We start from the raw sequence: 23,181 nt of genomic DNA on the forward strand, positions 1-23,181 counted from the left end.
GGGGCGCCCCGGGCGCGGGCAGCGGCGCGGCACCCCTGCGCCGCCGTCACGTCAGACGCGGCAGAGGATCTCCGCGTGCAGGACCGTGAACCAGGCGTCGTCCTCCGCGCCCCATGCCCGCCAGGCGTCCGCGATCCGCGCCAACTGCTCGCGGGTCGTGTGGCCGCCGTCCAGAGCGATGTCGGCGTAGGACGAGGCGGTCGTGCGGTCGGCCCAGAGGCTGCTCCACCAGGCGCGTTCGTCCGGGGTGTGGAAGGTCCAGGTCGAGGAGGTCGCGGTGACGTCCCGGAGCCCGGCCGCGCGGGCCCACGCGGTGAGCCGGCGGCCGGCGTCCGGCTCACCGCCGTTGGCGCGGGCGACGCGGCGGTAGAGGTCCAGCCACTCGTCCAGGGCGGGCGGCTGCGGGTACCAGACCATGGCCGCGTAGTCGGAGTCCCGCGCGGCGACGAGACCGCCCGGCGCGCACACCCGCCGCATCTCGCTCAGGGCCCGCACCGGGTCGCCGACGTGCTGGAGCACCTGGTGGGCGTGGACGACGTCGAACGAGCCGTCGGGGAAGTCCAGCGCGTGGACGTCCCCGGTGGTGAACTCGACGTTGCCGAGGCCGCGTTCGGCCGCCACCGCCCGCGCCTGGTCGAGGACGCCGGCGGCGTGCTCCAGGCCGGTCACCGAGCCCTCGGGCACCAGCGCCGCCAGGTCCGCGGTGATGGTGCCGGGGCCGCAGCCGACGTCCAGCACCCGCTGGTGCGGGCGGAGTTCGCCGATCAGGTACGCGGCGGAGTTGGCGGCTGTGCGCCAGGTGTGGGAGCGCAGGACGGACGCGTGGTGGCCGTGGGTGTAGACGGCCGTCTCTCCGGTGGTCATGGTCGTACCGTAGCCACAGAATCCCGCTTCATGAGACCCCTGTTTCGCTATGTGGACAGCGGGCGGTAGACCGACAGGGCCTCCGGCAGCTTGTCTACCGTCAGGCTGCCGTGGATGCGCGTCACCTCGCCGTCGTACGCGAGCGGGGTGCCCGGCTCGATGCCGTCGATCCGCACCCGGCGCAGCTTCAGCGCGGCGTGGAACGGGGAGCGGCTGAGCGGGCCCGAGAGCGCCGCGCCGATCAGCCGCGCGCCGGGGCGGCGGCCGCCGTGCACCACCCGCACGTCGAGCAGCCCGTCGGCGAGGTCGTAGCGGCGGCCGGGGGTCAGGCCCATCCGGTGGTACATGCTGTTGCCCGCGAACAGCAGCCACAGCGGCCTGCGCCGGCCCTCGAACTCCGCCTCCAGCGGGTGCTCGGAGCGCAGCACCCGCCAGGCGGCGAGCACGTCCGCCGGCCAGCCGCCGACCCGGTCCGAGAAGCGGGCGCGCTCGTGGACGAGCGCGGGGTACACGCCCAGGCTGAACGTGTTGAGGAAGTAGCCCTCGACCTCGCCGGTGCGGAAGCGGCCGAGATCGACGGAGACGCCGTCGCCCGCCTCGACCGCGCGGGCGAGGTCGCGGGCCTCCTCGATGCCGAGGTCGTAGGCGAAGTGGTTGAGCGTCCCGCCGGGCAGGACGGCGAGCGGGACGTCGTGCCGCAGGGCGACTCCGGCGGCCGTGTTCACCGTCCCGTCGCCGCCGCAGACGCCGAGCACCCTGGCCCGGTCCGCGGCCTTCTCCAGCGCGTCGGCGACCTCCTCGGGCGGGCTCACCACGATCTCGGCCTGCGGGAGCAGTGCGCGCAGCAGGTCCGCCCGCTCCGAGGTCTTCGAGGCGGAGTTGGCGACCATGACGAGCCCCTCGCCGCCCGGGAGCGCGGGTATGTCCGCCCGGGGACGGCCGGGGGCCGGCAGCTGGTCCCGGGTGGGCACCAGGCCGCGGACCGCGTACGCCGCGCCCGCGCCGATCGCCACGCCGGCCAGGACGTCGCCGGGGTAGTGCGCCCCGGTGTAGACGCGGGACAGTGCCACCGCGGCCGCGACCGGCGCGACGGCCGCGCCCCAGCCGCGGTGCTCCAGCGCCACGCCCGTGGCGAAGGCGGCGGCGGAGGCGGAGTGCCCGGAGGGGAACGAGGTGGTGATCGGCTGCCGCTTGAGCTGCCGGATGACCGGCACGGCGTCGAGCACCGGGCGGGTGCGGCGCACCGAGCGCTTGCCGAGGGTGTTGACCGTCGCCGAGGCCAGCGCGAGCGAGGCGGCCCCGCGGACGGCGGCGCGCCGGGCCCGCGGTGAACCGGTCGCGGCGATCGCCGCGGCGGCGCCGAACCACAGCAGCCCGTGGTTGGCGCTGTGGCTGAGCCGGGGCAGGAGGCGTTCGGCGCCCGGCCAGTGACGGCCCGCCACCCCGTCGAACAGCCGGCGGTCCAGGGAGCTGATCCGGGCCCGGAAGGGGCCGGTGGCGGCGATCGGCGGCGGCACGGGCAGGTCGTCAGTGGCGTTCATGGCCCGCGTCTACCCGTGACCGGCGCACGGGCAACGTGCCGACGGTCACGGGTGGGCAAGACCTTGGGCAAGGCCTTGAAGGGTTCAGGAGCGGCCCGTGAACGCGGCCGTCGCCGCCTCGTTGAACGCCTTCAGGTCGTCCGGCTTGCGGCTGGTGACCAGGGTGTTGGGGCCGCCCGTGCAGACCTTCACCTGCTCGTCGACCCAGGTGCCGCCGGCGTTGGTGATGTCCGTGCGCAGGCTCGGCCACGAGGTGAGCGTCCGGCCGCGCAGCACGTCCGCCTCGATGAGGGTCCAGGGGGCGTGGCAGATCGCCGCGACGGGCAGGCCGGCGTCGAAGAAGCCCTTCGCGAACGCGACGGCGTCCTCGTCCAGCCGCAGGGCGTCGGGGTTGGCGACGCCGCCGGGCAGGACGAGGCCGTCGAAGTCGGTCGCGGTGACCTCGGTGACGGTCTTGTCGACGGGGAAGGTGTCGGCCTTGTCGAGGTGGTTGAAGGCCTGGACGGAGCCGGTGTCGGTGGAGACCAGGACGGGGGTGCCGCCGGCGTCGAGGACGGCCTGCCAGGGTTCCGTGAGCTCGACCTGCTCGATGCCTTCGGGGGCGACGAGGAATGCGATGCGCATTTTTGCGGGTCCTTTCGTGCGGGTTTCTCCGGTTGGGGCGGAGTACCCCTTGCGGGGTGGTCCATGCGGGGGCCTTGGGCGGCCGGCGGCGGGGTCTCGCGGCTGCGCCGCGGTGCACGGCCTGCGGCCGCGCGGCCTCAGGCGCCGGCCGGGCCGTTCTTTTTCGCCCGTTCCGGGCTCTTTCGGCCTCAGTCGTCGGCCGGGCTGGGAGAGGTCGGCAACCACTCCTGGGCCTTCGCCTTGATGCCCTGCCTGATCACGCCCCCCGCGTTCTTGTCGCCCCGCAGGATCGACTGCGCCATGGACTCGATCTGGTCCCACGTGGCGTGGGGCGGGATGGGGGGCACGTCGGGGTCGGTGCGGAACTCGACGAGGGCGGGGCCGTCGGCGGAGAGGGCCTCGCGCCAGGCGGGTTCGACGTCCTCGGGCTTGTCGACGCGGATGCCGGTGAGGCCGAGGGAGCGGGCGAAGGCGGCGTAGGAGACGTCGGGGAGGTGCTGGGAGGGGTGGAAGGAGGGGGAGCCGCCCATGGCGCGCAGCTCCCAGGTGACCTGGTTGAGGTCCTGGTTGTTCCAGACGCCGACGACGAGGCGGGGATCGGTCCAGCGGTCGCGGTACTTCGCCGCGGTGATGAGCTCCGCGAGCCCGTTCATCTGCATCGCCCCGTCGCCGACGAGCGCGATCGCCGGGCGGTCGGGGTGGGCGAACTTCGCGCCGATCGCGTAGGGGACCGCGCAGCCCATCGTGGCGAGCGTGCCGGAGAGGGACGCGTTCATGCCGGGGCGCAGGGTGAGGTGGCGGGCGTACCAGTTGGTGACGGAGCCGGAGTCGGCGGTGATCATCGCGTTCGCGGGGAGCAGCGGGTCGAGCGCGGCGGCGACGTACTCCGGGTTGACCGGATCCGCGGAGAGCCGGGCCCGCCGGCCGTTGACCTCCCGCCAGCGGGCGACCGCGGCGACCGTCTCCTCGTGCCACTCCCGGCCCTCGTTGCGCCGCAGCAGCGGCAGGAGCCGGCGCAGGGTGGCGCGGGCGTCGCCGACGAGGTTGACCTCGTAGGAGTAGCGCATGCCGATCATGTGCGGGTCGAGGTCGATCTGGACGCCCCGCGCGGAGCCGTACTTCGGCAGGAACTGCGAGTACGGGAAGCTGGAGCCGATCGTCAGGAGCGTGTCGCAGCCCTGCATCAGCTCGTAGGACGGGCGGGTGCCGAGCAGGCCGATCGAGCCGGTGACGTAGGGCAGGTCGTCGCTGAGGACGTCCTTGCCGAGCAGCGCCTTCGCGACGCCCGCGCCGAGCAGCTCCGCGATCTCCTCCACCTCGGCGCGGGCCCCGGCCGCGCCCTGGCCGACCAGGATCGCCACCTTGTCGCCGGCGTTCAGCAGGTCGGCGGCGCGCTGCAGCGACGCGTCGGAGGGGACGGCGGTGGACTCGCCGAGGCCGAGGCTGGAGGGGACCATCTTGAAGGCGTGCGACGGGGCCTCGTAGGCCAGCTCCTGCACGTCCGCGGGAACGATCACGGCCGTGGGGGCGCGGCGGGCGCAGGCGGTGCGGATCGCCCGGTCGAGGACGTTCGGCAGCTGCTCGGGGACGGTGACCGTCTCCAGGAAGTCGGAGGCGACGTCCTTGAACAGCGCGTGCAGGTCGACCTCCTGCTGGTACGAGCCGCCCATCGCCGTCCGCGCGGTCTGGCCGATGATCGCGACGACCGGGACGTGGTCGAGCTTCGCGTCGTACAGCCCGTTCAGGAGGTGGATCGCGCCCGGCCCGGAGGTCGCGACGCACACCCCGAGGCGGCCGGAGAACTTGGCGTACCCCACGGCCTGGAACGCGGACATCTCCTCGTGCCGGGCCTGCACGAAGCGCGGGGTGTCGCCGGCGCGCTCCCAGGCGGCGAGCAGGCCGTTGATGCCGTCGCCGGGGTAGCCGAAGACCTGCTCGACACCCCATTCCCGCAGCCGTTCCAGGATCCGGTCGGCGACCTTGGTGGCCATGTCGTTCCTCCTCGGGTCGTACACGTCGGGTCCCTGCCCGGTTTCCCGATGCGCCCGACCCATGCCCGCACGCGGCGGCCGACCGTCCCGGGCGCCACACCGGCCCTCTGAGCGGCTTTCGCGAATCACCCGTTTGCCGCCGGGGATGCAGGGCACGCGACCTTACGTGCTTCGGACTGCAGGCACGCCGCGACGACAGCAAGTCGTCGCCGGCACTTCCCGGTCCGCGCACACTCCCGCAGGTGACGCCGGCCGGTCCGTCCCCAGACCCTGCCGAGGAGTCCGATCAGAATGGCCATCGCCATCCCCGAACGCCCGGTCGCCGTACGCACCACACCGGCCCCGGTCCGCACCGAGCGCGTGCGGGCCACGGCCGCCGCGACCCCCAAGCCCCGCAAGGGCGACCACCTCGACGCCCCCGACAGCGCGGCGGACTTCGTACGCCTGGCCACCCTGCCCGGGGGACCGGAGCGCGACGCGCTGCGCCAGCGGCTCGTCGGCGAGTGGCTGCCGATGGCGCACCGGCTCGCCACCCGCTTCCGCAACCGCGGCGAGGCCCTCGACGACCTGCGCCAGGTCGCCGCGCTCGGCCTGGTCAAGGCCGTCGACCGCTACGACCCGGCCCGCGGCCACGCCTTCGAGAGCTACGCCGTGCCGACCGTCACCGGCGAGATCAAGCGCCACTTCCGCGACCACACCTGGACGCTGCACGTCCCGCGCCGGGTGCAGGACCTGCGCAACCGGGTCAGGTTCGCCCAGCAGGAGCTCGCCGGGTCCATCCCCGGCCGGGCGCCCACCCGCGCCGAGATCGCCGAGACGGCCAACATGACCGAGGAGGAGGTGCAGACGGGCATCGAGGCGCTGGAGAGCTACACCGCGCTCTCCCTCGACGCGGAGCTCCCCGGCAGCGACGACGGCTACTCGCTCAGCCGCACCCTCGGCGGCCCCGACGGGCGGCTCGACACCGTCATCGACCGCGAGGCCGTCAAGCCCCGCCTGCGGGCGCTCCCCGAACGCGAGCAGACCATCCTCTACATGCGGTTCTTCCGCGACATGACCCAGAGCCGCATCGCCGAGGACCTCGGCATCTCCCAGATGCACGTCTCCCGCCTGATCACCCGCTGCTGCGCGAAGATCCGCGACGACATCCTCGCCGACGCCGCCTGACCTGGCGGGCCGAGCCACCGCCCCGCCCGGCCCGCCGCACCGAGCCGCCACCCGCCGGCCGCCCGCACCGAGGGCGGCCGGCCCCGTGCGGTGCGGGCGGCCGGGCGCCGGGGGCCGCCCCGGTGGCGGAGGTCCGCCCGTCCCGGAAGTCGCCCGTGGCGTCCGCCGAACGTATAAAGGTCAGTAGTCGGGACGAAGCGGTACGAAAGGCGCGGGCTGTGCGCGGCCGGTCGCTGCGGACGGAGGCAGGCATGCGGAACACGGCCCGGGTCGCACCCGGCTCCGGCGAACCCGCCGCCGAGGTCCCCGACCACGGGCCGGTGCGCTACGGGCCGTCCGCGCCGGAGCTCGGTCTCCCGGTACTGCCGGAGCTGGCCGCGGTCGTCGCCGCGGCGGCCGGCGGCGCGGGCGAGGAGCCCGTGGGCGGCGGGGACGGCCTGCTCGCCGCGGCCGCCGGCCACTGGGCGCGGCGGGGACTGCCGACCGACCCCGGGCACGTCGCCGCCGCACCTGGCGCCTCCGCACTGCTGCACGCGGTCACCGCCGCCGTCGGCGGGGACGTGCTGCTGCCCCGCCCGTGCCCGGCCTGGTGGGCGCCGCAGCTGCGGCTCCAGGGCCGCCGCGCCTGGACCGTCCCCACCCCCGCCGAGTGCGGCGGCATACCCGACCCGTACGCCCTGCTGGAGACGGTCCGCCGGGTCAGGGCGGAGGGCGGCGACCCGCGGCTGCTGCTGCTCTCCGTCGCCGACGACCCGACCGCGACCGTCCCCCCGCCGGAGGCGCTGTACGAGACGGTGCGGGTGGCCGCGGGGGAGGGGCTGCACCTGGTGAGCGACGAGACGTGGCGCGACACGCTGCACCCGGCCCCGTCCGCGCCCCACGACGCGCGCGACACCGCCCCGCCCACCGGCGGGACCGTCCTCATCGGGCCCGCCGAGATGTTCCCCGAGCACGTCACCGTCCTCACCGACCTCGTCGGCTCGCTCACCCCGCCCGGCTGGCCCGCCGCCGTCGCCCTCTTCCCCGCCACCGCCCTCGGCGCCCGGCTCCGCTCCCGCGCGCTCGACGTCCTGACGGCGCTGCGCGCGACCGTCGCCACCCCCGTCGCCGCGGCGGCCGCGTACGCGCTCGACGAGCCGCCCGAGGTCGTCGCCCGCGCCGAGGCCGCCGCCCGGCTCCACGGCACGCTCGCCGCCGCCCTCCACCGCACCGTCCTCGCCGCCGGCGGCCTCGCCCGGCCGCCGCGGGCCGGCCGGCACCTCTACGCCGACCTCGATGCGCTGCGCCCCGGCCTCGCCCGGCTCGGCGTCACCGACGCCCCCGAACTGGAGACCCACCTCACCGAGCGGCTCGGCATGCCCGCCCCCGGCGGCCACCGCTTCGGCGACGCGATCGGCGCGCTGCGGGTCCGGCTCTCCACCGGCCCGCTGCTCGGAGCAACCCCCGAGGACCGCCTGGAGTCCCTCCACGCGAAGGACCCGCTCCACCTGCCGCACGTGGCACACGCGATGCACCGGATCGAGACGGCCCTGGACGTGCCCGGAGCCGGCGCCCACGGGACGGAGACCCCTCGATGACGGACCGGACGGACCAGCCCCTCGCGGCGGCGCGCCCGGAGACGACGGCCCCGGCCCCGAGCGGCCGCCTCCGGCCCGCCACCGCCCCGGGCCGCACCGACCCCGCCTTCTCGACCCCCCGCCGCTGGCCCCGCTCCTTCGCCGACCGGCTCACCACCCCGCTGCCCGGCCTGCGCGCCCTGGCCCGCTTCACCCGCGAGGGGGCCGGCCGCCCCGCCCCCGCCGACCTGCGCGAGATCCCGCACCTCCCGTTCGCCCCGGGCCCGCTGCCCGAGGCCGGTGCCGACACCGTCGCCGTGACCTGGGCCGGGCACGCCAGCTGGGTGGTGCGGATCGGCGGCCTCACCGTCCTGACCGACCCGGTCTGGTCGCGGCGGATCTTCGGCACCCCCGCCCGCGTCACCCCGGTCGGCGTGGCGTGGTCCGCACTGCCCCGCGTCGACGCCGTCGTCATCAGCCACAACCACTACGACCACCTCGACGCGCCCACCCTGCGCCGGCTGCCCAGGGACACCCCCGTCTTCGTCCCCGCCGGGCTCGCCCGCTGGTTCCACCGGCGGCGCTTCACCCGCGTCACCGAGCTGGACTGGTGGGAGGGCGTCACCCTGCGCGGCGTGCGCCTCGACTTCGTCCCGTCCCACCACTGGTCCAAGCGCGGCCTCACCGACACCTGCCGCACCCTGTGGGGCGGCTGGGTGCTCACCGACCCGCGCGGCCGGAAGGTCTACTTCGCCGGGGACACCGGGTACGGGCACTGGTTCGCGGAGATCGGCGCCCGCCACCCCGGGATCGACCTCGCGCTGATGCCGATCGGCGCGTACGAGCCGCGCTGGTGGCTCAAGGACGTGCACACCAACCCCGAGGAGGCGGTGCGCGCGACCGAGGACCTCGGCGCCCGCCGGATGGCGCCCATGCACTGGGCGACGTTCCTGCTCTCCGCCGAGCCGGTCATGGAGCCGCTGCACCGGGTCCGCGAGGCCTGGCGGCGCTCCGGCCGCCCGCCGGAGGACCTGTGGGACCTGGCGGTGGGGGCGTCGGCGGTGCTGTGAGGCGGGCGGGCGCGCGGTTCCGGCGCGCGCCGCTCCCCGAGGCGCCTCCGGTCAGACGTGCGCCTCGCTCGCCCGCTCCCCGTGCGTCCGCCGCCGTATCCGCCGCCACAGCGCCGGCACCCCGCTGACCAGCAGCGTCAGGACGATCGCGAGCGCCACGCCCTCCCACGGCTCGGCGAAAAGCGAACCGCTGAGGACGCCGATCAGCTGGTAGGCGGCCGCCCAGGCCAGGCAGGCGGGCAGGTTCCCGCGGACGAAGCGCGAGGTCGGCATCTTCGCCAGCAGGCACGCCAGCATCACCGGGATCCGCCCGGCCGGGACGAGCCGGGACAGGACCAGGACCGAGATCTTGTGGTCCTCCAACTTCGCCTGCGCCTTCTCCAGGCGCTCCTGGGGGGCCCGCTTGCGCAGCCCCTCCAGCCAGCGCGAACCGTGCTCCGACATCACCCCCCGGCGACCGAGCCAGTACAGGGTGATGTCCCCGACGAACGCCGCCGTCGCCGCGACCAGGAACACCAGCAGCATCGACAGCGGCGCCCCCTGGTGCAGGGCGACCACCGCCGCCCCGCTCACCAGCGCGCCCGTCGGCACGACCGGTACCAGCGCCCCGGCCGTCACCAGCAGGAAGAGCGTCGGGTAGCCGACCGCCTGCTGGGTGGACGCGGTGGGGAGGGTCGTCACCATCGCGGTGATCACCTGGCGGCCTCCGGCCGTACGCTCCGGCAGTGCTCGAGACGGTGCACCGTCACCTCCGGCGCCAGGATCGACGCCTTCCGGGCGAACTCCTCGCCCGGTGTGTGGAACTCGTGCGGCCGGACGGCGTCCATGCCCACCGGCCAGTACGTCCCGTAGTGGATCGGGATCGCCGCCCGGGGGCGGAGCGCCACCAGCGCCTCGGCGGCGCGGGTCGCGTCGAGATGGCCCGGGCCGAGGTACGGGCCCCAGCCGCCGACCGGGAGCAGCGCCATGTCGACCCGGCCGACCTCGCCGGCCATGTCGTCGAACAGGCCGGTGTCCCCGGCGAAGTAGGTGTCGTGCGAGCCGTGCACGACGTAGCCGAGCGCCGGGCAGCGGTGCGGGCCCATCGGCAGCCGGCGGCCGTCGTGCAGGGCGGGGACGACGCGGATGACCACGTCCCCCGCCTTCACCTCGTCGCCCGGGGCGACCTCGGTGACCGCCAGCCTCGCCGCCGCGCGGCGCAGCCCCGGCACCGCGCGCGGGGTGCCGCGCGGCACGAGCAGCCGGGTGCCGTCCGCGAGCTTCGCCAGCGACGGCAGGTGGAGGTGGTCGGAGTGCAGGTGCGAGACGAGCACGACGTCGGCCACCGCGGCCTGCGCCGGCGGCAGGTCGCCGCGCCGCCGGCGCAGGTGCGCGAACCGGCGCGCGAACAGCGGATCGGTCAGCACCCGCACCCCGGAGTCCTCCACGGTGCAGGTCGCGTGGCCCCACCAGGTGACCTCAAGCGCCACGGGGAGCCTCCTCCATCGAGCTCATGGGTACGAGCCTACGGCCGCGGTGCCCGGAGTAGGGTCGGCTCCGGGCACATGGCCGAGGGCCGGCGGCGCGGGAGCGGGGAGAGCGGTCGTGGACGGTAGGGCGAACGGCGGAGACGTACATGACCTGCGGGTTGCCTCGATCTGCAGTCTCACGCCCCTGGAGGAACTGGACGCGGAGCCGTTCCTCGTCGACACCCGCGCCCAGCAGGCGATGTGCGACCGCTGGGCCGCGGAGCACGGCCACACGGTGGTCCGGCAACTCCAGTGCTACGGCCTCGACCCCGCCCACCCGGCCCTGTGGGCCGATGTCGAGGCCGGCGCCGTCGACCTGTTCGTCGTGCCCGGCGAGCGCGTGCTGGCCCGCGCGGTGACCTCCGTCGCGGACTTCACCGCCGTGTGCGCGGCGCGCGGGGTCCGCTGGGAGAGCGCCGCCCGGCCCGAACCGGCGTACGCGGCGGCCGACAAGGCGGGGGTCCACCGCCGCCTCTCGATGCCGACGGCCGGCTACGACGGCTGCTGACCGCGCCGCCCAGGGACTCGCGCCGCAGGTCGAACGCCTGCCCGTCGCCTGACCGAGGCGTGCGGTGCACCGATCGGGACAGAGGCCGTATGGCAGGCTGAAACGGGACCCGGCGGGGGTCCGCGGGCGTGGGACACAGAGGTGAGGAACGGCGTGAGGGACGCGCGATGGCGGCGGGCCACCGGCACTCTGGTGCGGGTGGTGGCGGTGTGGGCGGTGTCCTCGGCGACCCTGCTCGCCATGGCCGCCCTGCTGCCGGACTTCCGGCTCCAGGACGACAACGACAGCCTGACCCGGGTCGCGTTCACCACCGCGTGGGGCGCGGGCGCGTTCGGACTGCTCAGCGCGCTGGTCTGGCCGCTGCTCGTCCGGGTGCTGCTGTTCGTGCCGGCGCTCGTCATCGGCCTGCTGGTGTTCTTCCTCAACGGCTCGCTGCTGCTCCTCGCGCTGTGGGCGATCCCCGACGGGCGCGGCGAGTCGAACCCCGAGACCGCGGTGCTCGTCGCCGCCGTCATGTCCGCCGTCGCCTCCGCCACCTCCACCGCGCTCGCCGTCCGCGACGACAGCGCCTACCGCCGCCGCCTCCACCGGCTCGCCGACCGCCGGCGGCGCCGGCACGGCGAGAAGAACGCGCCGGCCGAGGCCCCGGCGACGGTCTTCCTGCAGCTCGACGGCGTCGGCCACGACGTCCTGCGACACGGCGTCGACTCCGGTCTCATGCCCGCCGTCGCGGGGCTCCTGCACACCACCCACCGGCTCACCCCCTGGCGCACCGACTGGTCCAGCCAGACCGGCGCCAGCCAGCTCGGCATCCTGCACGGCAGCAACTTCGACGTCCCCGCCTTCCGCTGGTACGAGAAGGAGACCGGCGAGGTGATGGTCTGCAACCGGCCGGCCAGCGCCGCCGAGCTGCAGCGCCGGGCCATCGAGCGGACCGGGGACGGCGGGCTGCTCACCCTCGACGGCGCCAGCCGCGGCAACCTCTTCAGCGGCGGCGCCGACCAGCTCGCCCTGGTGCTGTCCATCGCCGCCCGCCGCGGCCCCGACAACCGCTCGCGGGCCGGGTACTTCGCGTACTTCTCCGACCCGGGCAACGCCGTCCGCACGGCGATGTCGTTCGTCGCCGAGGTCTGCCGCGAGATCGGCCAGTACGTGCGGGTGCTCGTGCGCCACCAGCGGCCGCGGGTCGGGCGCGGCGGGCTCTACCCGTTCATCCGCGCCTTCGCGACCGTCGTCGAGCGGGACGTCGTCGTCGCCGCCGTCATGGGCGACATGCTCGCCGGCCGCAGCGCGGTCTACGCCGACCTCGTCGCATACGACGAGGTCGCGCACCACTCGGGCCCGCGCAGCCGGGACGCCGAGCAGGTCCTGACCCGGATCGACCGCTCGGTCGCGCTCATCGCGAAGGTCGCCGAGCACACCCCGCGCCCGTACCGGCTCGTGCTCCTGTCGGACCACGGGCAGAGCCCCGGCGAGACCTTCGCCGCCCGCTACGGGCTCACCCTGCGCGACCTGGTGCGGGCCGGGTGCGGGCTCCCCGTCCCGCGCAGGGCGCGGCGCACGCACAGCGGCGCCGAGGCGCGCAGCGCGGTGCGGGCGGCGCTGCACCGGCCGGTCGAGGAGGCCGGCGGGTCGCTGCGGCCGGCCGTGCTCTCCGACTCCGAACCCGTCGTGCTCGCCTCCGGCAACCTCGGCCTGATCTCGTTCCCCGCCGCGGCCGACCTGCCGAACCCGTACGCGCGGCTGACCCGCGAGGAGATCGACCACCGCCACCCGGCGCTGCTCTCCACCCTCGCCAACCACCCCGGCATCGGCTTCCTGCTGGTCCGCAGCGAGGAGCACGGCGGGGTCGTCCTCGGCGCGAACGGCGCGGAGATCCCGCTCGCCGAGCTGGAGGAGAACCCGGGCCCGCTCGCCGACTTCGGCCCCGGTGCGGTCGAGGCGGTCCGCCGCACCCACACCTTCCCGCACACCGCCGACATCATGGTCAACTCCGCCTACGAGCCCGCCACCGGCGAGGTCCTCGCCTTCGAGGAGCAGATCGGCTCGCACGGCGGGCTCGGCGGTGAGCAGTCGCACGCGTTCCTGCTCTCGCCGCTGGAGCTGTCGCCTCCCGTGGCCGACGGCGGCGAGCTCGTCGGCGCGGAGCAGGTGCACCGGGTGCTGCGGCGGTGGCTGCGCGAGGAGCACGGGCCGCAGGTGCCGATCGCGGCGCCGCTGGGAAACACGGCGGGCGCGGACGGGCGCGGCGCGGCCCCCGACCCCCGCGCCTCCCGCGACGCGGGCCGCGAACCGGGGGCGGCGGCGCGGACGGTCCGGGAGCGTACGGCCTGATGCGGGCGGTCCGGGGGTTCACGGTCCGGTGCCGGCGGGTCGGGGGGGCTCACGGTTCGCTCCGGGCGGTGCGGGGGCCCTTCGGGTCCGGTCCCGGCCGGTCGTCGCCCGCCGTCCCGCACGCGTCGGACCGCACACGCGACGTGGCGCCGTGGAGCAGCGCCTGACGGGGCGTGAACCGGTAGCTTTCTGACCGAGTCCCCGCAACCGCATCCGAAAGGAACCACCGTGGCCACCACGCGCACCGCCCACACCGTCTGGGACGGCAACCTGACCGAGGGCAACGGCGTCGTCACCCTCGACTCGTCCGGCATCGGCGAGTACCCGGTCTCCTGGCCGTCCCGCGCCGAGCAGGCCAACGGCAAGACCAGCCCCGAGGAGCTCATCGCCGCCGCGCACTCCAGCTGCTTCTCGATGGCCCTCTCCCACGGCCTCAGCGGCGCCGGCACCCCGCCCACCCGCCTGGAGACCAAGGCCGACGTCACCTTCCAGCCCGGCACCGGCATCACCGGCATCCACCTCACCGTCACCGGCGCCGTCCCCGGCCTCGACGCCGCCGACTTCACCAAGGCCGCCGAGGACGCCAAGGCCAACTGCCCCGTCTCCCAGGCCCTGTCCGGCACGGAGATCACCCTGACGGCGAACCTCGCCTGACCACGCGTCACCCCGGCGGGCCGTCCCTCCCCGGGGGCGGCCCGCCGAAGTGTGTTGACAGCCGCGCGCGGGCCCTGTTGTGATGTGGGCGCGCCACGTGGTGCCGGCCGAAGAGATGTGGGCGGGCCGGACACCGGGCGAGCGCCGTACCTGAAGGACCACGCCATGAGTTCATACTCCGCGGCCAGGCTTCTCCGAGCCTGCTGAGCCGCGTTCCGCGTCTTCCCGCAGCCCGTCCGACGTGCGGACCGCTGCCGTCTTTCCACTTTCGTTCTTCTTCGCGCGGCTCACGCGCGCCTACTTCCCGGGGATCCGTATGCCCGCATCGTTCAACCAGTCCGTGATCGACGAGTTCCGCGCCCGTGCCGGCCGGGTCGGCGGCCCCTTCGAAGGGGGTGATCTGCTGCTGCTCACGACCACCGGGGCCCGCTCGGGGAAGCGGCACACCGTGCCGCTCGGATACGTGCGGGACGCGGAACGGGGGCTGCCGATGGTGATCGGTTCGGCCGGGGGCGCGCACCGGCACCCGGCCTGGTACCACAACCTGCTCGCGCATCCGCTGGTCGAGGTGGAGATCGGCACCGAGGTGTACGAGGCGGTCGCCGTGCCCGCCGAGGGGGAGGCGCGGGAGCGGCTGTTCGCGCAGGTCACGGCGGCCGTGCCGGGGTACGGGGACTACCAGGAGGCGACGAGCCGGGTCCTGCCGGTCGTCGTCCTGGAGCCGGCCGAGCACGCGCCGCGGAAGCCGGTGGCGAACCTCGCCGACAAGATGGTCGCGGTCCACGACTGGCTGCGGGCCGAACTCGCCCATGTCGAGGCCGAGGTGGCGGCGTACTTCGCGCACCGGACGCCCGGCGCCTCCGCGCCGCCGCTCGGGCTGCGGATCCGGCAGCACTGCCTGGCGTTCTGCCAGACCCTCGACTTCCACCACCGGGCGGAGGACGCGCACGCGTTCCCCGGGCTCGCCCGGCAGCACCCTGAACTGGCCCCCGCCTTCGAGCGGTTGCGTGCGGAGCACGTCACCGTCGCCCGGCTGCAGACGGACCTCGTGGCGCTGCTGGCGGACGTCGAGCACGCGGATCCGGTGCGGTTCCGATCCGAACTCGCGCAACTGGTAACCGAGTTGACCGCGCACCTGGACTACGAGGAGGAGGTCGTCCTGCCTCCGCTCGCCGCGATCCCCTTCCCGCCCGCCCCCGCCTGACCGCCGCCCGTCCCCGCCTGACCGCCAGCCGTCCGTTCCCGCTGCCGCCGGGCGTGCCGGGCCACCCGGGCGCGGTTGCCGCAGGACGCCCTGCACCACTCCTGCCGGCCGTGGGTCTGCACGTAGTACCGCACGCAGCGCGGTGCGGTGCAGGCCCGCAGCCTCGCGCGCTGCGGTCCGGCGAGGAAGTCGGCTGCCGCACGGGCGAGTTGTGCGACGAGGCGCACCCCGGGATCGGTCCCGGGGTGCACCGCGGACAGGTGGACGGACGGAGTGCCGTCCGCCGGCCAGCTCAGCTCCGGAACCACCGGCTCGGGGGCGGCGGCCGCATTGAGCCTGGCCAGGGCCTCCCCGACGGGCAGCAGCCGGTGGGCGTCCGCCGGACTCGGCGGGGCGGGGCTGACGGCACGCGCGAACAGGGCGCGGACGGCCTCGCGGATGCGCACCACCTCCGCGCGCAACTCCTCCGTGGCGTCCGGGGCCCCCAACTCGTCCTGCTCGCCCATCCATTCACGCAGCCCGGCCACGTCGGCGAGATCGTCCGCGACCCCGCCCGCCCCGTCGTGCCGGATCGTGCTCGCCAGTGCCAGCGCGAGCGGCTGCGCGTCTTCCCTGTCCATCCGTGGGGCCTCTCTCTTGAACGCCGTGGCCTCCGCAGTCTAGGGTCCTAACGGAAACAAGACGCTCAAGCATTAGGGGGATGCGTGACGACACTTCTCGCCCAGATCAGCGACCTGCACCTCGACGGGAGCGGCCGGTCGTCCGAGCGCGCGGAACGGGTGATGGACTACCTGCGCGCCCTGCCCCGCCCCGTGGACGCCGTGCTGGTCACGGGTGACATCGCTGACCACGGGGCGATCGCCGAGTACGAGGAGGCCGCCCGGATCCTCGACGCCCCGTTCCCCGTCCTCGTGGGGCCCGGGAACCACGACGTCCGGGCCGCCTTCCGCAAGGGCCTGCTGGGAGAGGAGCCCGCGGACGGGCCGATCGACCGGCTGTACGAGATCGGCGACACCGCGATCCTGATGCTCGACTCCACGATCCCGGGCCGCGACGAGGGCCTGCTGGACGCCGAGACCCTCGCCTGGACGCGTGCGGCCCTTGCGCAACTCCCCGCCGGCAGGCGTGCGTTGCTGGCGTTCCACCAGCCGCCCGTCGCCCTCCACCACCCCCTGCCCGACGGCTCCCTGCTCGGGAACGCCGACGAACTGGCCGCGCTGCTCGCCGACCACCCGCGGATCGCCGCCGTCCTCACGGGCCACGCCCACACCCCCGCCGCCTCCACCTTCGCCGGCCGCCCCCTCGTCGTCGCCCCCGGTGTCACCTGGACGCTGCGCCTGCCCTGGGAGGGCGACGCGCCCGCGATGCGGGAGCAGCCGCCGGGGCTCGCCTTCCACGTCCTGGACGACGGCGGGCGTCTGACCACGCACTTCCGGGTCGTTCCGTGATCGTGCGGGAGGTGTGAACGCCGCGCGGGCGGTCACCCGCACGGGGACGCACCCGCACGCGAAAGGCAGGACCACCATGGGCGACCCCCGTCCCTACGGCCCCGGCGAGAACGGTCCCGACGCGGCCATCCCGCGCGACATGCCCGACCAGCAGGCCGGTCCGGGACCCGACCCGCTCGACGTCCCCGCGGAGGGTCCGAAGGGCGACCGGACCGAGGACGACGCCGGCGACGACGCGGAACCGGCCGACGTCCCCGACACGGACGAGTCCGGCACCGGCCCCCGCCGCGACGCCGCGTCGCAGGGCGGGGTCAACCCCGAGCAGCCGCCGCCGGACGAGCCCGCGGACTGAGGCCGTCAGCGGCGCCCCTCGGCGAGGGGCGCGGAAGGCCGGGCCGCTCGCGCGGACGCGCGGCCCGGCATCCGCGACGCCAGGAGGCCGCCCGCCACCGCCACGGCAGCGAGGGCGGCCAGGGCGGGGCGCAGCGCGGAGGCGAAGGGGCCCTCCGACGCTGTGGTAAGCATCGTGGCGACGGCGATGCCGAGCACCGGGCCGATGTTGAGGGCGGTCTGCTGCAGGCCGCCGGAGACGCCGGCCGCCGAGACGTCCGCCGCCCGCAGGAGGACCGCGGTCGCGGTGACCATCACCGTCCCGAAGCCCGCGCCGAGCAGGGCGAAGCCCAGGGCGATCGGCGCGGTGCCCGCGTCGAGGCGGGCGAGGAGCAGCACGCCCGCCGTGACCAGCGCCGAGCCGCCGACGGCCGTGGCCCGGGGCCCGAACCGGCGGGAGAGCGCCGGGGTGAGCGGTGCGGCGGCCAGCATGAGCGCCGGGCCGCTGACGGCGTGCAGGCCGGTGGCGAGCGGATCCAGGCCGAGGACGTCCTGGAGGTGGTAGGTGCCGAGGAACAGCGACCCGAACAGGGCCGCTGAGGCGGCGACCAGCAGGCCGAGCGACGAGGTCACGTCCGTCGAGCGCAGCACGTCGAGCGGGATCAGCGGCTCGTCCGCGCGCCGCTCGTGGCGGGCGAACGCCACGGCCGAGGCGGTCGCCGCGAGGGCGACGAGCACGGTCCCGGCCGTCCATCCGCCGTCAGGGAGCGCCACCGCCGTGTGCACCAAGCCGGCCAGCGCCACGGCGAGCAGGACGGCCCCGGGCAGGTCCGGTGGGACGAGGCCCGCGGGCCTCGGCTCCGGCACCCGCACGCACAGCGCGACGAGCGCGACGGCGGCGGCGAGCGGCACGTTCAGGAAGAACACCGACCGCCAGCCGAACTGCGCCGCCACCGCCCCGCCGACCAGCGGGCCGACCGCCGCCGACGCGGCGATCACGCCCGTCCGCAGCGCGATCGGCATCCCGAGCCGTTCGGGCGGGAACGCGGCCCGCAGCATGCCGAGCGTGGCCGGCTGGAGCAGCGCCCCGCACCCGCCCTGAGCGATCCGCAGCGCGACGACCTCGCCGATCCCGTCCGCGAGGCCGATCCCCGCGGAGGTCAGCGCGAAGCCGAGCATCCCCCAGCCGAACAGCCGCCGGTGGCCGTGGCGGTCGCCGAGCCGGCCCGCGAACACCAGCAGAGCCGCGACGGCGATCAGGTACCCCGTGCTCGTCCACTGCACCTCGCCGAACGTCGCGCCCAGCTCCCGGCGCAGCTCCGGCTGCACCATCGTGAGCATCGTCCCGTCCACCGCGACGACCGACGCCCCGACCACGCTTCCGGCGAGCGTCAACCGCCGGTGGTTCTCCGTGATCACCAACCGGCCCCGTCCGCCGGGCCGAGGTGCGCGTCCAGCGCGGCCGCGACGAGCGGGGCGACGTCGTCGAGCTCCGTCGCGAGCTGCAGGCTGCCCCAGGACCACAGTTGCGCGATCCCGTGCAGGTTCGCCCACAGCGCGGCGGCCGTCACCCCGGGGTCCCGCGCCGCGTCCGGGGCGTTCTGCGCCACCGCCTCCTCCAGCACCCCGAACAGCGGCAGGCTCCGCTCCCGCAGCCCGAGCGTCCCGCTCGCCAGCAGGTCGTGCCGGAACATCAGCGCGAACATCCCCGGCTCGGCGCGCGCGAACTCCACGTACGCGGTCGCCAGCGCGGCGAGTCGGGCGCGGGGGGTCCCGCCGTCCCGCAGGGCGAGCCCGACCGCGGCGGCGAGATCGTCGAAACCCTTCCGCGCGATGGCGGACAGCAGCTCCCGGTGGGTGGGGAAGTGCCGCCGGGGAGCGCCGTGGGAGACACCGGCGTGGCGGGCGATGCTGCGCAGCGTCAGGGCGTCCGGACCCTCGGCCCCGAGGAGGGCGACGCCGGCTTCGACGAGGCGGGTACGGAGATCGGGAGCGGTCATGGACGGTGTCTACCAGGATGCGGTAGACGGTGTCTACGTGCTGAGGTCCGCAGCGGTGTCCGTGGTCCGTCGCACGGCCTCGCGCCGGTTTCGCGCCGCAGGCCAGGGGCACTCGGACGCTCCGGGACGATCAAGGAGGCGCGTACGGTGCGATGGGTGCGGTGGCTACGAGCGGAGGCCGCCGCCGTCGGGGGGACGGTGCGGCGCGCGGTGACGCGGCCGGGGCCCGAGCGCGACCTGACCGCGCAGTCGCTGAAGGCCGCCGGCGCCGCGGTCCTCGCGTGGGCGGTCGCCGGCTGGTGGTGGGGCGCGCCGATGGCGCTGATGGCCCCCTGGACCGCGGTCATCCTCGTGCAGTCGACCGTCTACCGCTCCCTGCGCTCCGGCGTCCAGCAGCTCGCCGTCATCGCCGCCGGCACGCTGATCGCCGCCGGGGCGGCCGCGCTGACGGGCGACACGATGACGGCGATGCTGATCGCCGTCCCGCTCACGGTGTTCCTCGGCAACTACGCCCGCTTCGGCCCGAACGGCGTCTACGCCCCCACGACCGCCCTGTTCGTCCTCGCGTACGGCTCGTACACGGCGAACGACATCCTGCACCGCCTCCTGGAGTGCCTGATCGGCGCGGTGATCGGCATCGCCGTGAACGCGCTGATCCTGCCGCCGGTCCATCTGCGGGACGTCCGCGCGAACCTGCGCCGGCTCCCCGAGTCGTGCGCGTCGCTCCTCGCGACGATGGCCGACGACATCGACGCCGGCTACGACGTCGAGCAGGCCCGCGCCTGGCACGACCGGACCCGGCAGCTCGGCGGCGCGCTGACCGACCTGCGCCACGCCCGGCAGTGGACCGAGGAGAGCTACCGCTTCAACCCCGGCCGCCGGATGCGCCGCCCCACCGGCATGCTGCCGCCCACCTGGTGGGACGCGCACTGGGACAGGGTCACCGACCAGCTGCGCGCTCTGACGGTGACGCTCGCGGAGTCGGCGGGGGAGCGGCCGGGGCTCGTCCCCGCGCCGGACCCCGTGCTGTACGCCCTCGCCGCGCTGCTCCGGCACGCGGGGGAGGTCTGCGCGGTGGACGTGTCGCACCCCGGCGGCCTCGGGCCCCCGGCGCGCACCGCGCCGGGCGGGGAGGCGCCGGCCTGGTCGTCGGCGCACCGCGGGCGGGAGCTCGACCGCGCCTGGGAGGCACACCGGCAGCTCAAGGACCACCTGGTACGGCAGGACGTGGAGGTCGCCCCCGCGGTCGGCGGGCTGGTCGCGCAGACCCAGCAACTGCTGACGGAGCTGGGTCGCACGCCCGACGGGTGATGCCCGGAGTGACGCCCGGGCGGGCTGACTTCCGGGCGGGCTGACTTCCGGGCGGGCTGACGCCCGGGGGCTGACGCCCGCGGGGTGGCTTCCGACGGCTGACGCCCGCGGGGTGGCTTCCGACGGCTGACGCCAGGCGGTGGCGCCCGCATTACCTCCGCGGTAATCGACCCCCGCCGCCCCGCCCCGGCACAGTGTGCGTACCGGGTTCCGGGCGGCGCACTCCGCCCGGGATCCGGCCCCTGACCAGCATGTCCGACCTCGACGGAGGCTGATTCCCCGTGTCCGCGACCCCGCTCGCCCCCCGCGCCCGCACGTCCACCGCCCCGGCCGCCCTGCTCCGCCGCTACCTCCTCCTGGACGCCGGTCCGACGACCGCGACCGGCGTCGCGTTCGTGGTCGCCCCCGGCCCGATCGGCGACTTCCTCGGCTACGGGACCGCGCCCGTCCTCGCCGTCGGCGTGTTCCTCACGCTGTTCGGCGGGTTCGTCGGCTGGCTGTCCACCCGCCGGCGGCCGCCGCTCGCCGCCGTGCACGCGGTCGTCGACGTCAACGCCGTCTGGGCCGTCGCGAGCCTCGCCGTCCTCGCCTTCCGGCTCGACCCCACGCCCGTCGGCGTGGCCTACGGCGTCCTGCAGGCGGTCGTCGTCGGCGCGCTCGCGGTGCTGCAGTTCACGGCCGCCCGGCGGGTGGCGGCAGAGAGCCGCCCTTAGGGGGTGTCCGGCGGATCCTGCCCGCAGTCGTGGCGCCTGATCCGCCGATCCGCGGCGTTGTCGTCGGTCAACGACTTCCCCAAGCTCTCGGCTTCGCTCGAGCAGGGGAGACCCCACTGCGTCGCTTCCCTCCTCCGCCTCGCACCTCGACGCATCAGCCACCACTCGGCCCCACCCAGGTCAAAAGGCTGCCCTCGGGCGGGCCGGATCCGCCGGACACCCCTAGCTAGCGCCCCCGCGGTGCAGGAAGTCCGCCGTCGCCGGGTCGGCCGGGAGCAGCGTCTCGATGGCCAGCTCGGCGACGGTCACGTCCATCGGCGTGTTGAACGTGGCGATCGTCGAGATGAAGGACAGCACCTGCCCCTGGTGCTCGATCCGCATCGGCAGCGCGAAGTACGGCACGGCCTCGCCCGGTTCCGGTCCGTCGGCCCCGTCGTCGTCCGCCGGCACCGGGTAGGCCGCGACCTCCTCGTACAGCGCGCGCAGGGCGTCGGAGCGGGCGAGGGCGATCTGCCGCTCCATCTGGGCGAGGAGGTGGCCCCGCCACTCGCGCATGTTGCGGATCCGGGGCGCGAGCCCGCCGGGGTGCAGGGTGAGGCGCATCGCGTTGAGCGGGGGCGCGAGCAGCTCCGGGGCGACCCCGTCCATCAGGACGGTCACGCCCGCGTTGACCGCGATCACGTTGTACAGCGAGTCGACCACCATCGCCGGGTACGGCTCGTACGCCTTCAGCAGCGCGTCCAGGTGAGCGCGGATCGGCTCCATCGCGGGGGAGTCGAACGGGGTCTCGGCGTAGTGGGGCGCGTAACCGGCCGCCAGGAGAAGGGAGTTGCGCTCCCGGATCGGCACGTCCAGATGCTCCGCGAGCCGCAGCACCATCTCCTCGCTCGGCCGGGAGCGGCCGGTCTCCACGAAGCTGATGTGCCGCGCGGAGGACTCCGCGCGCAGCGACAGCTCCAGCTGGCTGAGGCCGCGCCGCTCCCGCCAGGTGCGCAGGAGTGGCCCGACGGAGCTGTCCGGGGCGAGAGTTGTCATACGTGCACGGTAACCGGGCCGTCGCGACCGCGAGGAGAGTCGATCCATGCCCATCGAACCGCTGACCCCGAAGGACGTCGAGGAACGCCTGCGCGAACTCCCCGGCTGGTCGCTCGACGACGGCAGCCTGACCCGCTCCTACCGCCTCGGCTCGCACATCGCCGCGGCGGCCTTCACCCTGCACATCGCACAGATCCAGGACGACCTCGACCACCACTCCGACCTGACGCTCGGCTACGACTCCGTCGCCCTCTCCGTCCGCACCCACGCCGCGGACGGCGCGATCACCGACCGCGACTTCGCCCTCGCCACCCGCGTCGAGGCGATCGCCCCGGCCCACGACGTGCGCTGACCTCGCCGCCGGGGCCCGCTCCGGCGCAACGGGCGCACCCGCCGCCGGTGCTACCGGGGGCGGGTGCGGGGGAGTCGGCGGAGCCGGGCGAGGGCGCGGCGCCAGGAAGGCGCTGTTCAGGCGCCGTTGAACTCGTTCGGGTGGGGGCCCAGGCGGCGGTCCTCGTCGAGGGCGGTGATCGCGGCGAGGTCCTCGGGGTCGAGTTCGAAGTCGAAGACGTCGATGTTCTCGGCGATGCGGGACGGCGTCACCGACTTGGGGATGACGACGTTGCCGAGCTGCAGGTGCCAGCGGAGGACGACCTGGGCGGGGGTCTTGCCGTGCTTGCGGGCGACGGCGACGAGCGCGGGGACGTCGAGCAGGCCCTTGCCGGAGCCGAGCGGTGACCAGGCCTCGGTCGCGATGCCGTGTGCGGCGTGGTACGCGCGGGACTCCTCCTGCTGGAGCTGCGGGTGCAGCTCGATCTGGTTCAGCACCGGGACCACGGAGGTCTCCGCGAGCAGCTTCTCCAGGTGCTCCGGCAGGAAGTTGGAGACGCCGATGGACTTCGCGCGGCCGTCGGCGAGGATCTTCTCGAAGGCGCGGTACGTGTCGACGTACAGGTCGCGCTCCGGGGTCGGCCAGTGGATGAGGTACAGGTCCACGTAGTCGAGGCCGAGCTTGTCGAGCGAGGCGTCGAACGCGGTGAGCGTCGAGTCGTACCCCTGCTCGCTGTTCCACAGCTTGGTGGTGACGAAGAGCTCGTCCCGCGGGACGCCGGCGGAGGCGATCGCGGCCCCCGTGCCCTTCTCGTTGCCGTAGATCGCGGCGGTGTCGATGCTGCGGTACCCCGCCTCCAGGGCGGTGGTCACGGTCGCCTGCGCCTCGTCGTCCGGCACCTGCCAGACACCGAAGCCGAGCTGCGGCATCGGGACGCCGTTGTTAAGGGTGATCGTGGGGGCCTTGCTCACGAGGGGTCGATCCTTACGTCG

At 75.2% G+C, this 23,181-nt stretch carries 23 protein-coding genes; 12 read left to right on the plus strand and 11 right to left on the minus strand.

The window, feature by feature from the left end; genetic code table 11:
* Positions 1–51: 51 nt before the first annotated feature.
* The 4 genes from ACFWEG_RS02615 to ACFWEG_RS02630 form a co-directional block, all read right to left on the minus strand.
* Positions 52–864: a methyltransferase domain-containing protein gene (locus tag ACFWEG_RS02615; protein ID WP_387208366.1), complete on the minus strand. Its 813-nt coding sequence runs from the start codon at positions 862–864 to the stop codon at positions 52–54.
* A gap of 47 nt (positions 865–911) precedes the next feature.
* The gene (locus ACFWEG_RS02620; protein ID WP_387208368.1) at positions 912–2,405 is read right to left on the minus strand and encodes a bifunctional phosphatase PAP2/diacylglycerol kinase family protein; all 1,494 of its coding nucleotides are present in this window, start codon (positions 2,403–2,405) and stop codon (positions 912–914) included.
* Between the two features lie 84 nt (positions 2,406–2,489).
* Entirely contained in the window at positions 2,490–3,029 is a 540-nt protein-coding gene (locus ACFWEG_RS02625) for a type 1 glutamine amidotransferase domain-containing protein (RefSeq protein WP_387208370.1), read from the minus strand.
* Positions 3,030–3,217: 188 nt separating this feature from the next.
* Positions 3,218–5,020, minus strand: a complete 1,803-nt coding sequence (locus tag ACFWEG_RS02630; RefSeq protein WP_387208372.1) for a thiamine pyrophosphate-requiring protein — start codon at positions 5,018–5,020, stop codon at positions 3,218–3,220.
* 291 nt (positions 5,021–5,311) lie between these two features.
* On the opposite strand from ACFWEG_RS02630, the gene ACFWEG_RS02635 reads away from it, so the two are divergent.
* The 3 genes from ACFWEG_RS02635 to ACFWEG_RS02645 all read left to right on the plus strand — a co-directional run bounded on the left by ACFWEG_RS02635 (position 5,312) and on the right by ACFWEG_RS02645 (position 8,813).
* Entirely contained in the window at positions 5,312–6,187 is an 876-nt protein-coding gene (locus ACFWEG_RS02635; RefSeq protein ID WP_387208374.1) for an RNA polymerase sigma factor SigF, read from the plus strand.
* Between the two features lie 251 nt (positions 6,188–6,438).
* Positions 6,439–7,764, plus strand: coding sequence for an aminotransferase class I/II-fold pyridoxal phosphate-dependent enzyme (locus ACFWEG_RS02640; RefSeq protein ID WP_387208376.1), 1,326 nt, complete (start codon positions 6,439–6,441; stop codon positions 7,762–7,764).
* Entirely contained in the window at positions 7,761–8,813 is a 1,053-nt protein-coding gene (locus ACFWEG_RS02645) for an MBL fold metallo-hydrolase (protein ID WP_387208378.1), read from the plus strand. The genes ACFWEG_RS02640 and ACFWEG_RS02645 overlap by 4 nt, the downstream gene beginning before the upstream one ends.
* A gap of 51 nt (positions 8,814–8,864) precedes the next feature.
* Here ACFWEG_RS02645 and ACFWEG_RS02650 read toward each other — a convergent pair whose 3' ends face one another.
* Positions 8,865–9,497, minus strand: coding sequence for a DedA family protein (locus ACFWEG_RS02650; RefSeq protein WP_387208380.1), 633 nt, complete (start codon positions 9,495–9,497; stop codon positions 8,865–8,867).
* Positions 9,498–9,505: 8 nt separating this feature from the next.
* Entirely contained in the window at positions 9,506–10,282 is a 777-nt protein-coding gene (locus ACFWEG_RS02655) for an MBL fold metallo-hydrolase (RefSeq protein ID WP_387208382.1), read from the minus strand.
* A 115-nt stretch (positions 10,283–10,397) separates the two neighbouring features.
* Between ACFWEG_RS02655 and ACFWEG_RS02660 the strand changes: the two genes are divergently transcribed.
* The 4 genes from ACFWEG_RS02660 to ACFWEG_RS02675 all read left to right on the plus strand — a co-directional run bounded on the left by ACFWEG_RS02660 (position 10,398) and on the right by ACFWEG_RS02675 (position 15,021).
* A complete protein-coding gene (locus ACFWEG_RS02660) occupies positions 10,398–10,829 on the plus strand; it encodes a hypothetical protein (RefSeq protein WP_387208384.1) in 432 nt (143 codons plus the stop codon).
* Between the two features lie 153 nt (positions 10,830–10,982).
* A complete protein-coding gene (locus ACFWEG_RS02665; protein ID WP_387208386.1) occupies positions 10,983–13,163 on the plus strand; it encodes a phage holin family protein in 2,181 nt (726 codons plus the stop codon).
* A 228-nt stretch (positions 13,164–13,391) separates the two neighbouring features.
* Complete coding sequence (locus ACFWEG_RS02670) at positions 13,392–13,817, plus strand: OsmC family protein (RefSeq protein WP_387208388.1); 426 nt, start codon at positions 13,392–13,394, stop codon at positions 13,815–13,817.
* A 316-nt stretch (positions 13,818–14,133) separates the two neighbouring features.
* Positions 14,134–15,021 carry a nitroreductase/quinone reductase family protein gene (locus ACFWEG_RS02675; RefSeq protein WP_387208390.1) on the plus strand — a complete coding sequence of 296 codons (888 nt, stop codon included), beginning with the start codon at positions 14,134–14,136 and terminating at the stop codon, positions 15,019–15,021.
* On the opposite strand, the gene ACFWEG_RS02680 is transcribed toward ACFWEG_RS02675, so the two are convergent.
* Positions 14,958–15,641 carry a CGNR zinc finger domain-containing protein gene (locus ACFWEG_RS02680; protein WP_387208392.1) on the minus strand — a complete coding sequence of 228 codons (684 nt, stop codon included), beginning with the start codon at positions 15,639–15,641 and terminating at the stop codon, positions 14,958–14,960. The two genes, ACFWEG_RS02675 and ACFWEG_RS02680, sit on opposite strands and share 64 nt — an antisense overlap.
* 84 nt (positions 15,642–15,725) lie before the next feature.
* Here ACFWEG_RS02680 and ACFWEG_RS02685 point away from each other — a divergent pair, with 84 nt between their 5' ends.
* Both ACFWEG_RS02685 and ACFWEG_RS02690 read left to right on the plus strand, forming a co-directional pair.
* Positions 15,726–16,469 carry a metallophosphoesterase gene (locus tag ACFWEG_RS02685; RefSeq protein ID WP_387208394.1) on the plus strand — a complete coding sequence of 248 codons (744 nt, stop codon included), beginning with the start codon at positions 15,726–15,728 and terminating at the stop codon, positions 16,467–16,469.
* 76 nt (positions 16,470–16,545) lie between these two features.
* Complete coding sequence (locus tag ACFWEG_RS02690; protein ID WP_387208396.1) at positions 16,546–16,821, plus strand: hypothetical protein; 276 nt, start codon at positions 16,546–16,548, stop codon at positions 16,819–16,821.
* Positions 16,822–16,826: 5 nt separating this feature from the next.
* Here ACFWEG_RS02690 and ACFWEG_RS02695 read toward each other — a convergent pair whose 3' ends face one another.
* Together ACFWEG_RS02695 and ACFWEG_RS02700 are read right to left on the minus strand one after the other, a co-directional pair.
* Positions 16,827–18,218 carry an MFS transporter gene (locus ACFWEG_RS02695; protein WP_387208398.1) on the minus strand — a complete coding sequence of 464 codons (1,392 nt, stop codon included), beginning with the start codon at positions 18,216–18,218 and terminating at the stop codon, positions 16,827–16,829.
* Positions 18,215–18,799 (minus strand): TetR/AcrR family transcriptional regulator, encoded by a 585-nt coding sequence (locus ACFWEG_RS02700; RefSeq protein WP_387208400.1) that lies wholly within the window; start codon positions 18,797–18,799, stop codon positions 18,215–18,217. The genes ACFWEG_RS02695 and ACFWEG_RS02700 overlap by 4 nt, the downstream gene beginning before the upstream one ends.
* Positions 18,800–18,955: 156 nt before the next feature.
* Between ACFWEG_RS02700 and ACFWEG_RS02705 the strand changes: the two genes are divergently transcribed.
* Together ACFWEG_RS02705 and ACFWEG_RS02710 are read left to right on the plus strand one after the other, a co-directional pair.
* Complete coding sequence (locus tag ACFWEG_RS02705) at positions 18,956–20,110, plus strand: aromatic acid exporter family protein (protein WP_387208402.1); 1,155 nt, start codon at positions 18,956–18,958, stop codon at positions 20,108–20,110.
* 281 nt (positions 20,111–20,391) lie between these two features.
* Positions 20,392–20,823, plus strand: a complete 432-nt coding sequence (locus tag ACFWEG_RS02710) for a hypothetical protein (RefSeq protein ID WP_387208404.1) — start codon at positions 20,392–20,394, stop codon at positions 20,821–20,823.
* 222 nt (positions 20,824–21,045) lie between these two features.
* On the opposite strand, the gene ACFWEG_RS02715 is transcribed toward ACFWEG_RS02710, so the two are convergent.
* Positions 21,046–21,858 (minus strand): helix-turn-helix domain-containing protein, encoded by an 813-nt coding sequence (locus ACFWEG_RS02715; protein WP_387208406.1) that lies wholly within the window; start codon positions 21,856–21,858, stop codon positions 21,046–21,048.
* Between the two features lie 46 nt (positions 21,859–21,904).
* On the opposite strand from ACFWEG_RS02715, the gene ACFWEG_RS02720 reads away from it, so the two are divergent.
* On the plus strand, positions 21,905–22,210 hold the full coding sequence (locus ACFWEG_RS02720) for a 4a-hydroxytetrahydrobiopterin dehydratase (protein ID WP_387208408.1): 306 nt from the start codon (positions 21,905–21,907) through the stop codon (positions 22,208–22,210).
* 116 nt (positions 22,211–22,326) lie between these two features.
* On the opposite strand, the gene ACFWEG_RS02725 is transcribed toward ACFWEG_RS02720, so the two are convergent.
* A complete protein-coding gene (locus ACFWEG_RS02725) occupies positions 22,327–23,160 on the minus strand; it encodes an aldo/keto reductase (RefSeq protein ID WP_387208410.1) in 834 nt (277 codons plus the stop codon).
* Positions 23,161–23,181 lie beyond the last annotated feature (21 nt).

The organism is Streptomyces sp. NPDC060194 (genome assembly GCF_042728285.1).
GTDB lineage: Bacteria > Actinomycetota > Actinomycetes > Streptomycetales > Streptomycetaceae > Streptomyces.

Bases quoted from the DNA above. Each gene is read 5' to 3' on its own strand.
- ACFWEG_RS02640 (WP_387208376.1), top strand. From the start codon at position 6,439: ATGCGGAACACGGCCCGGGTCGCACCCGGCTCCGGCGAACCCGCCGCC.
- ACFWEG_RS02720 (WP_387208408.1), top strand. From the start codon at position 21,905: ATGCCCATCGAACCGCTGACCCCGAAGGACGTCGAGGAACGCCTGCGC.
- ACFWEG_RS02635 (WP_387208374.1), top strand. From the start codon at position 5,312: ATGGCCATCGCCATCCCCGAACGCCCGGTCGCCGTACGCACCACACCG.
- ACFWEG_RS02690 (WP_387208396.1), top strand. From the start codon at position 16,546: ATGGGCGACCCCCGTCCCTACGGCCCCGGCGAGAACGGTCCCGACGCG.
- ACFWEG_RS02680 (WP_387208392.1), bottom strand. From the start codon at position 15,641: ATGGACAGGGAAGACGCGCAGCCGCTCGCGCTGGCACTGGCGAGCACG.
- ACFWEG_RS02645 (WP_387208378.1), top strand. From the start codon at position 7,761: ATGACGGACCGGACGGACCAGCCCCTCGCGGCGGCGCGCCCGGAGACG.
- ACFWEG_RS02615 (WP_387208366.1), bottom strand. From the start codon at position 864: ATGACCACCGGAGAGACGGCCGTCTACACCCACGGCCACCACGCGTCC.
- ACFWEG_RS02715 (WP_387208406.1), bottom strand. From the start codon at position 21,858: ATGACAACTCTCGCCCCGGACAGCTCCGTCGGGCCACTCCTGCGCACC.
- ACFWEG_RS02675 (WP_387208390.1), top strand. From the start codon at position 14,134: ATGCCCGCATCGTTCAACCAGTCCGTGATCGACGAGTTCCGCGCCCGT.
- ACFWEG_RS02650 (WP_387208380.1), bottom strand. From the start codon at position 9,497: ATGGTGACGACCCTCCCCACCGCGTCCACCCAGCAGGCGGTCGGCTAC.
- ACFWEG_RS02630 (WP_387208372.1), bottom strand. From the start codon at position 5,020: ATGGCCACCAAGGTCGCCGACCGGATCCTGGAACGGCTGCGGGAATGG.
- ACFWEG_RS02620 (WP_387208368.1), bottom strand. From the start codon at position 2,405: ATGAACGCCACTGACGACCTGCCCGTGCCGCCGCCGATCGCCGCCACC.
- ACFWEG_RS02625 (WP_387208370.1), bottom strand. From the start codon at position 3,029: ATGCGCATCGCATTCCTCGTCGCCCCCGAAGGCATCGAGCAGGTCGAG.
- ACFWEG_RS02700 (WP_387208400.1), bottom strand. From the start codon at position 18,799: ATGACCGCTCCCGATCTCCGTACCCGCCTCGTCGAAGCCGGCGTCGCC.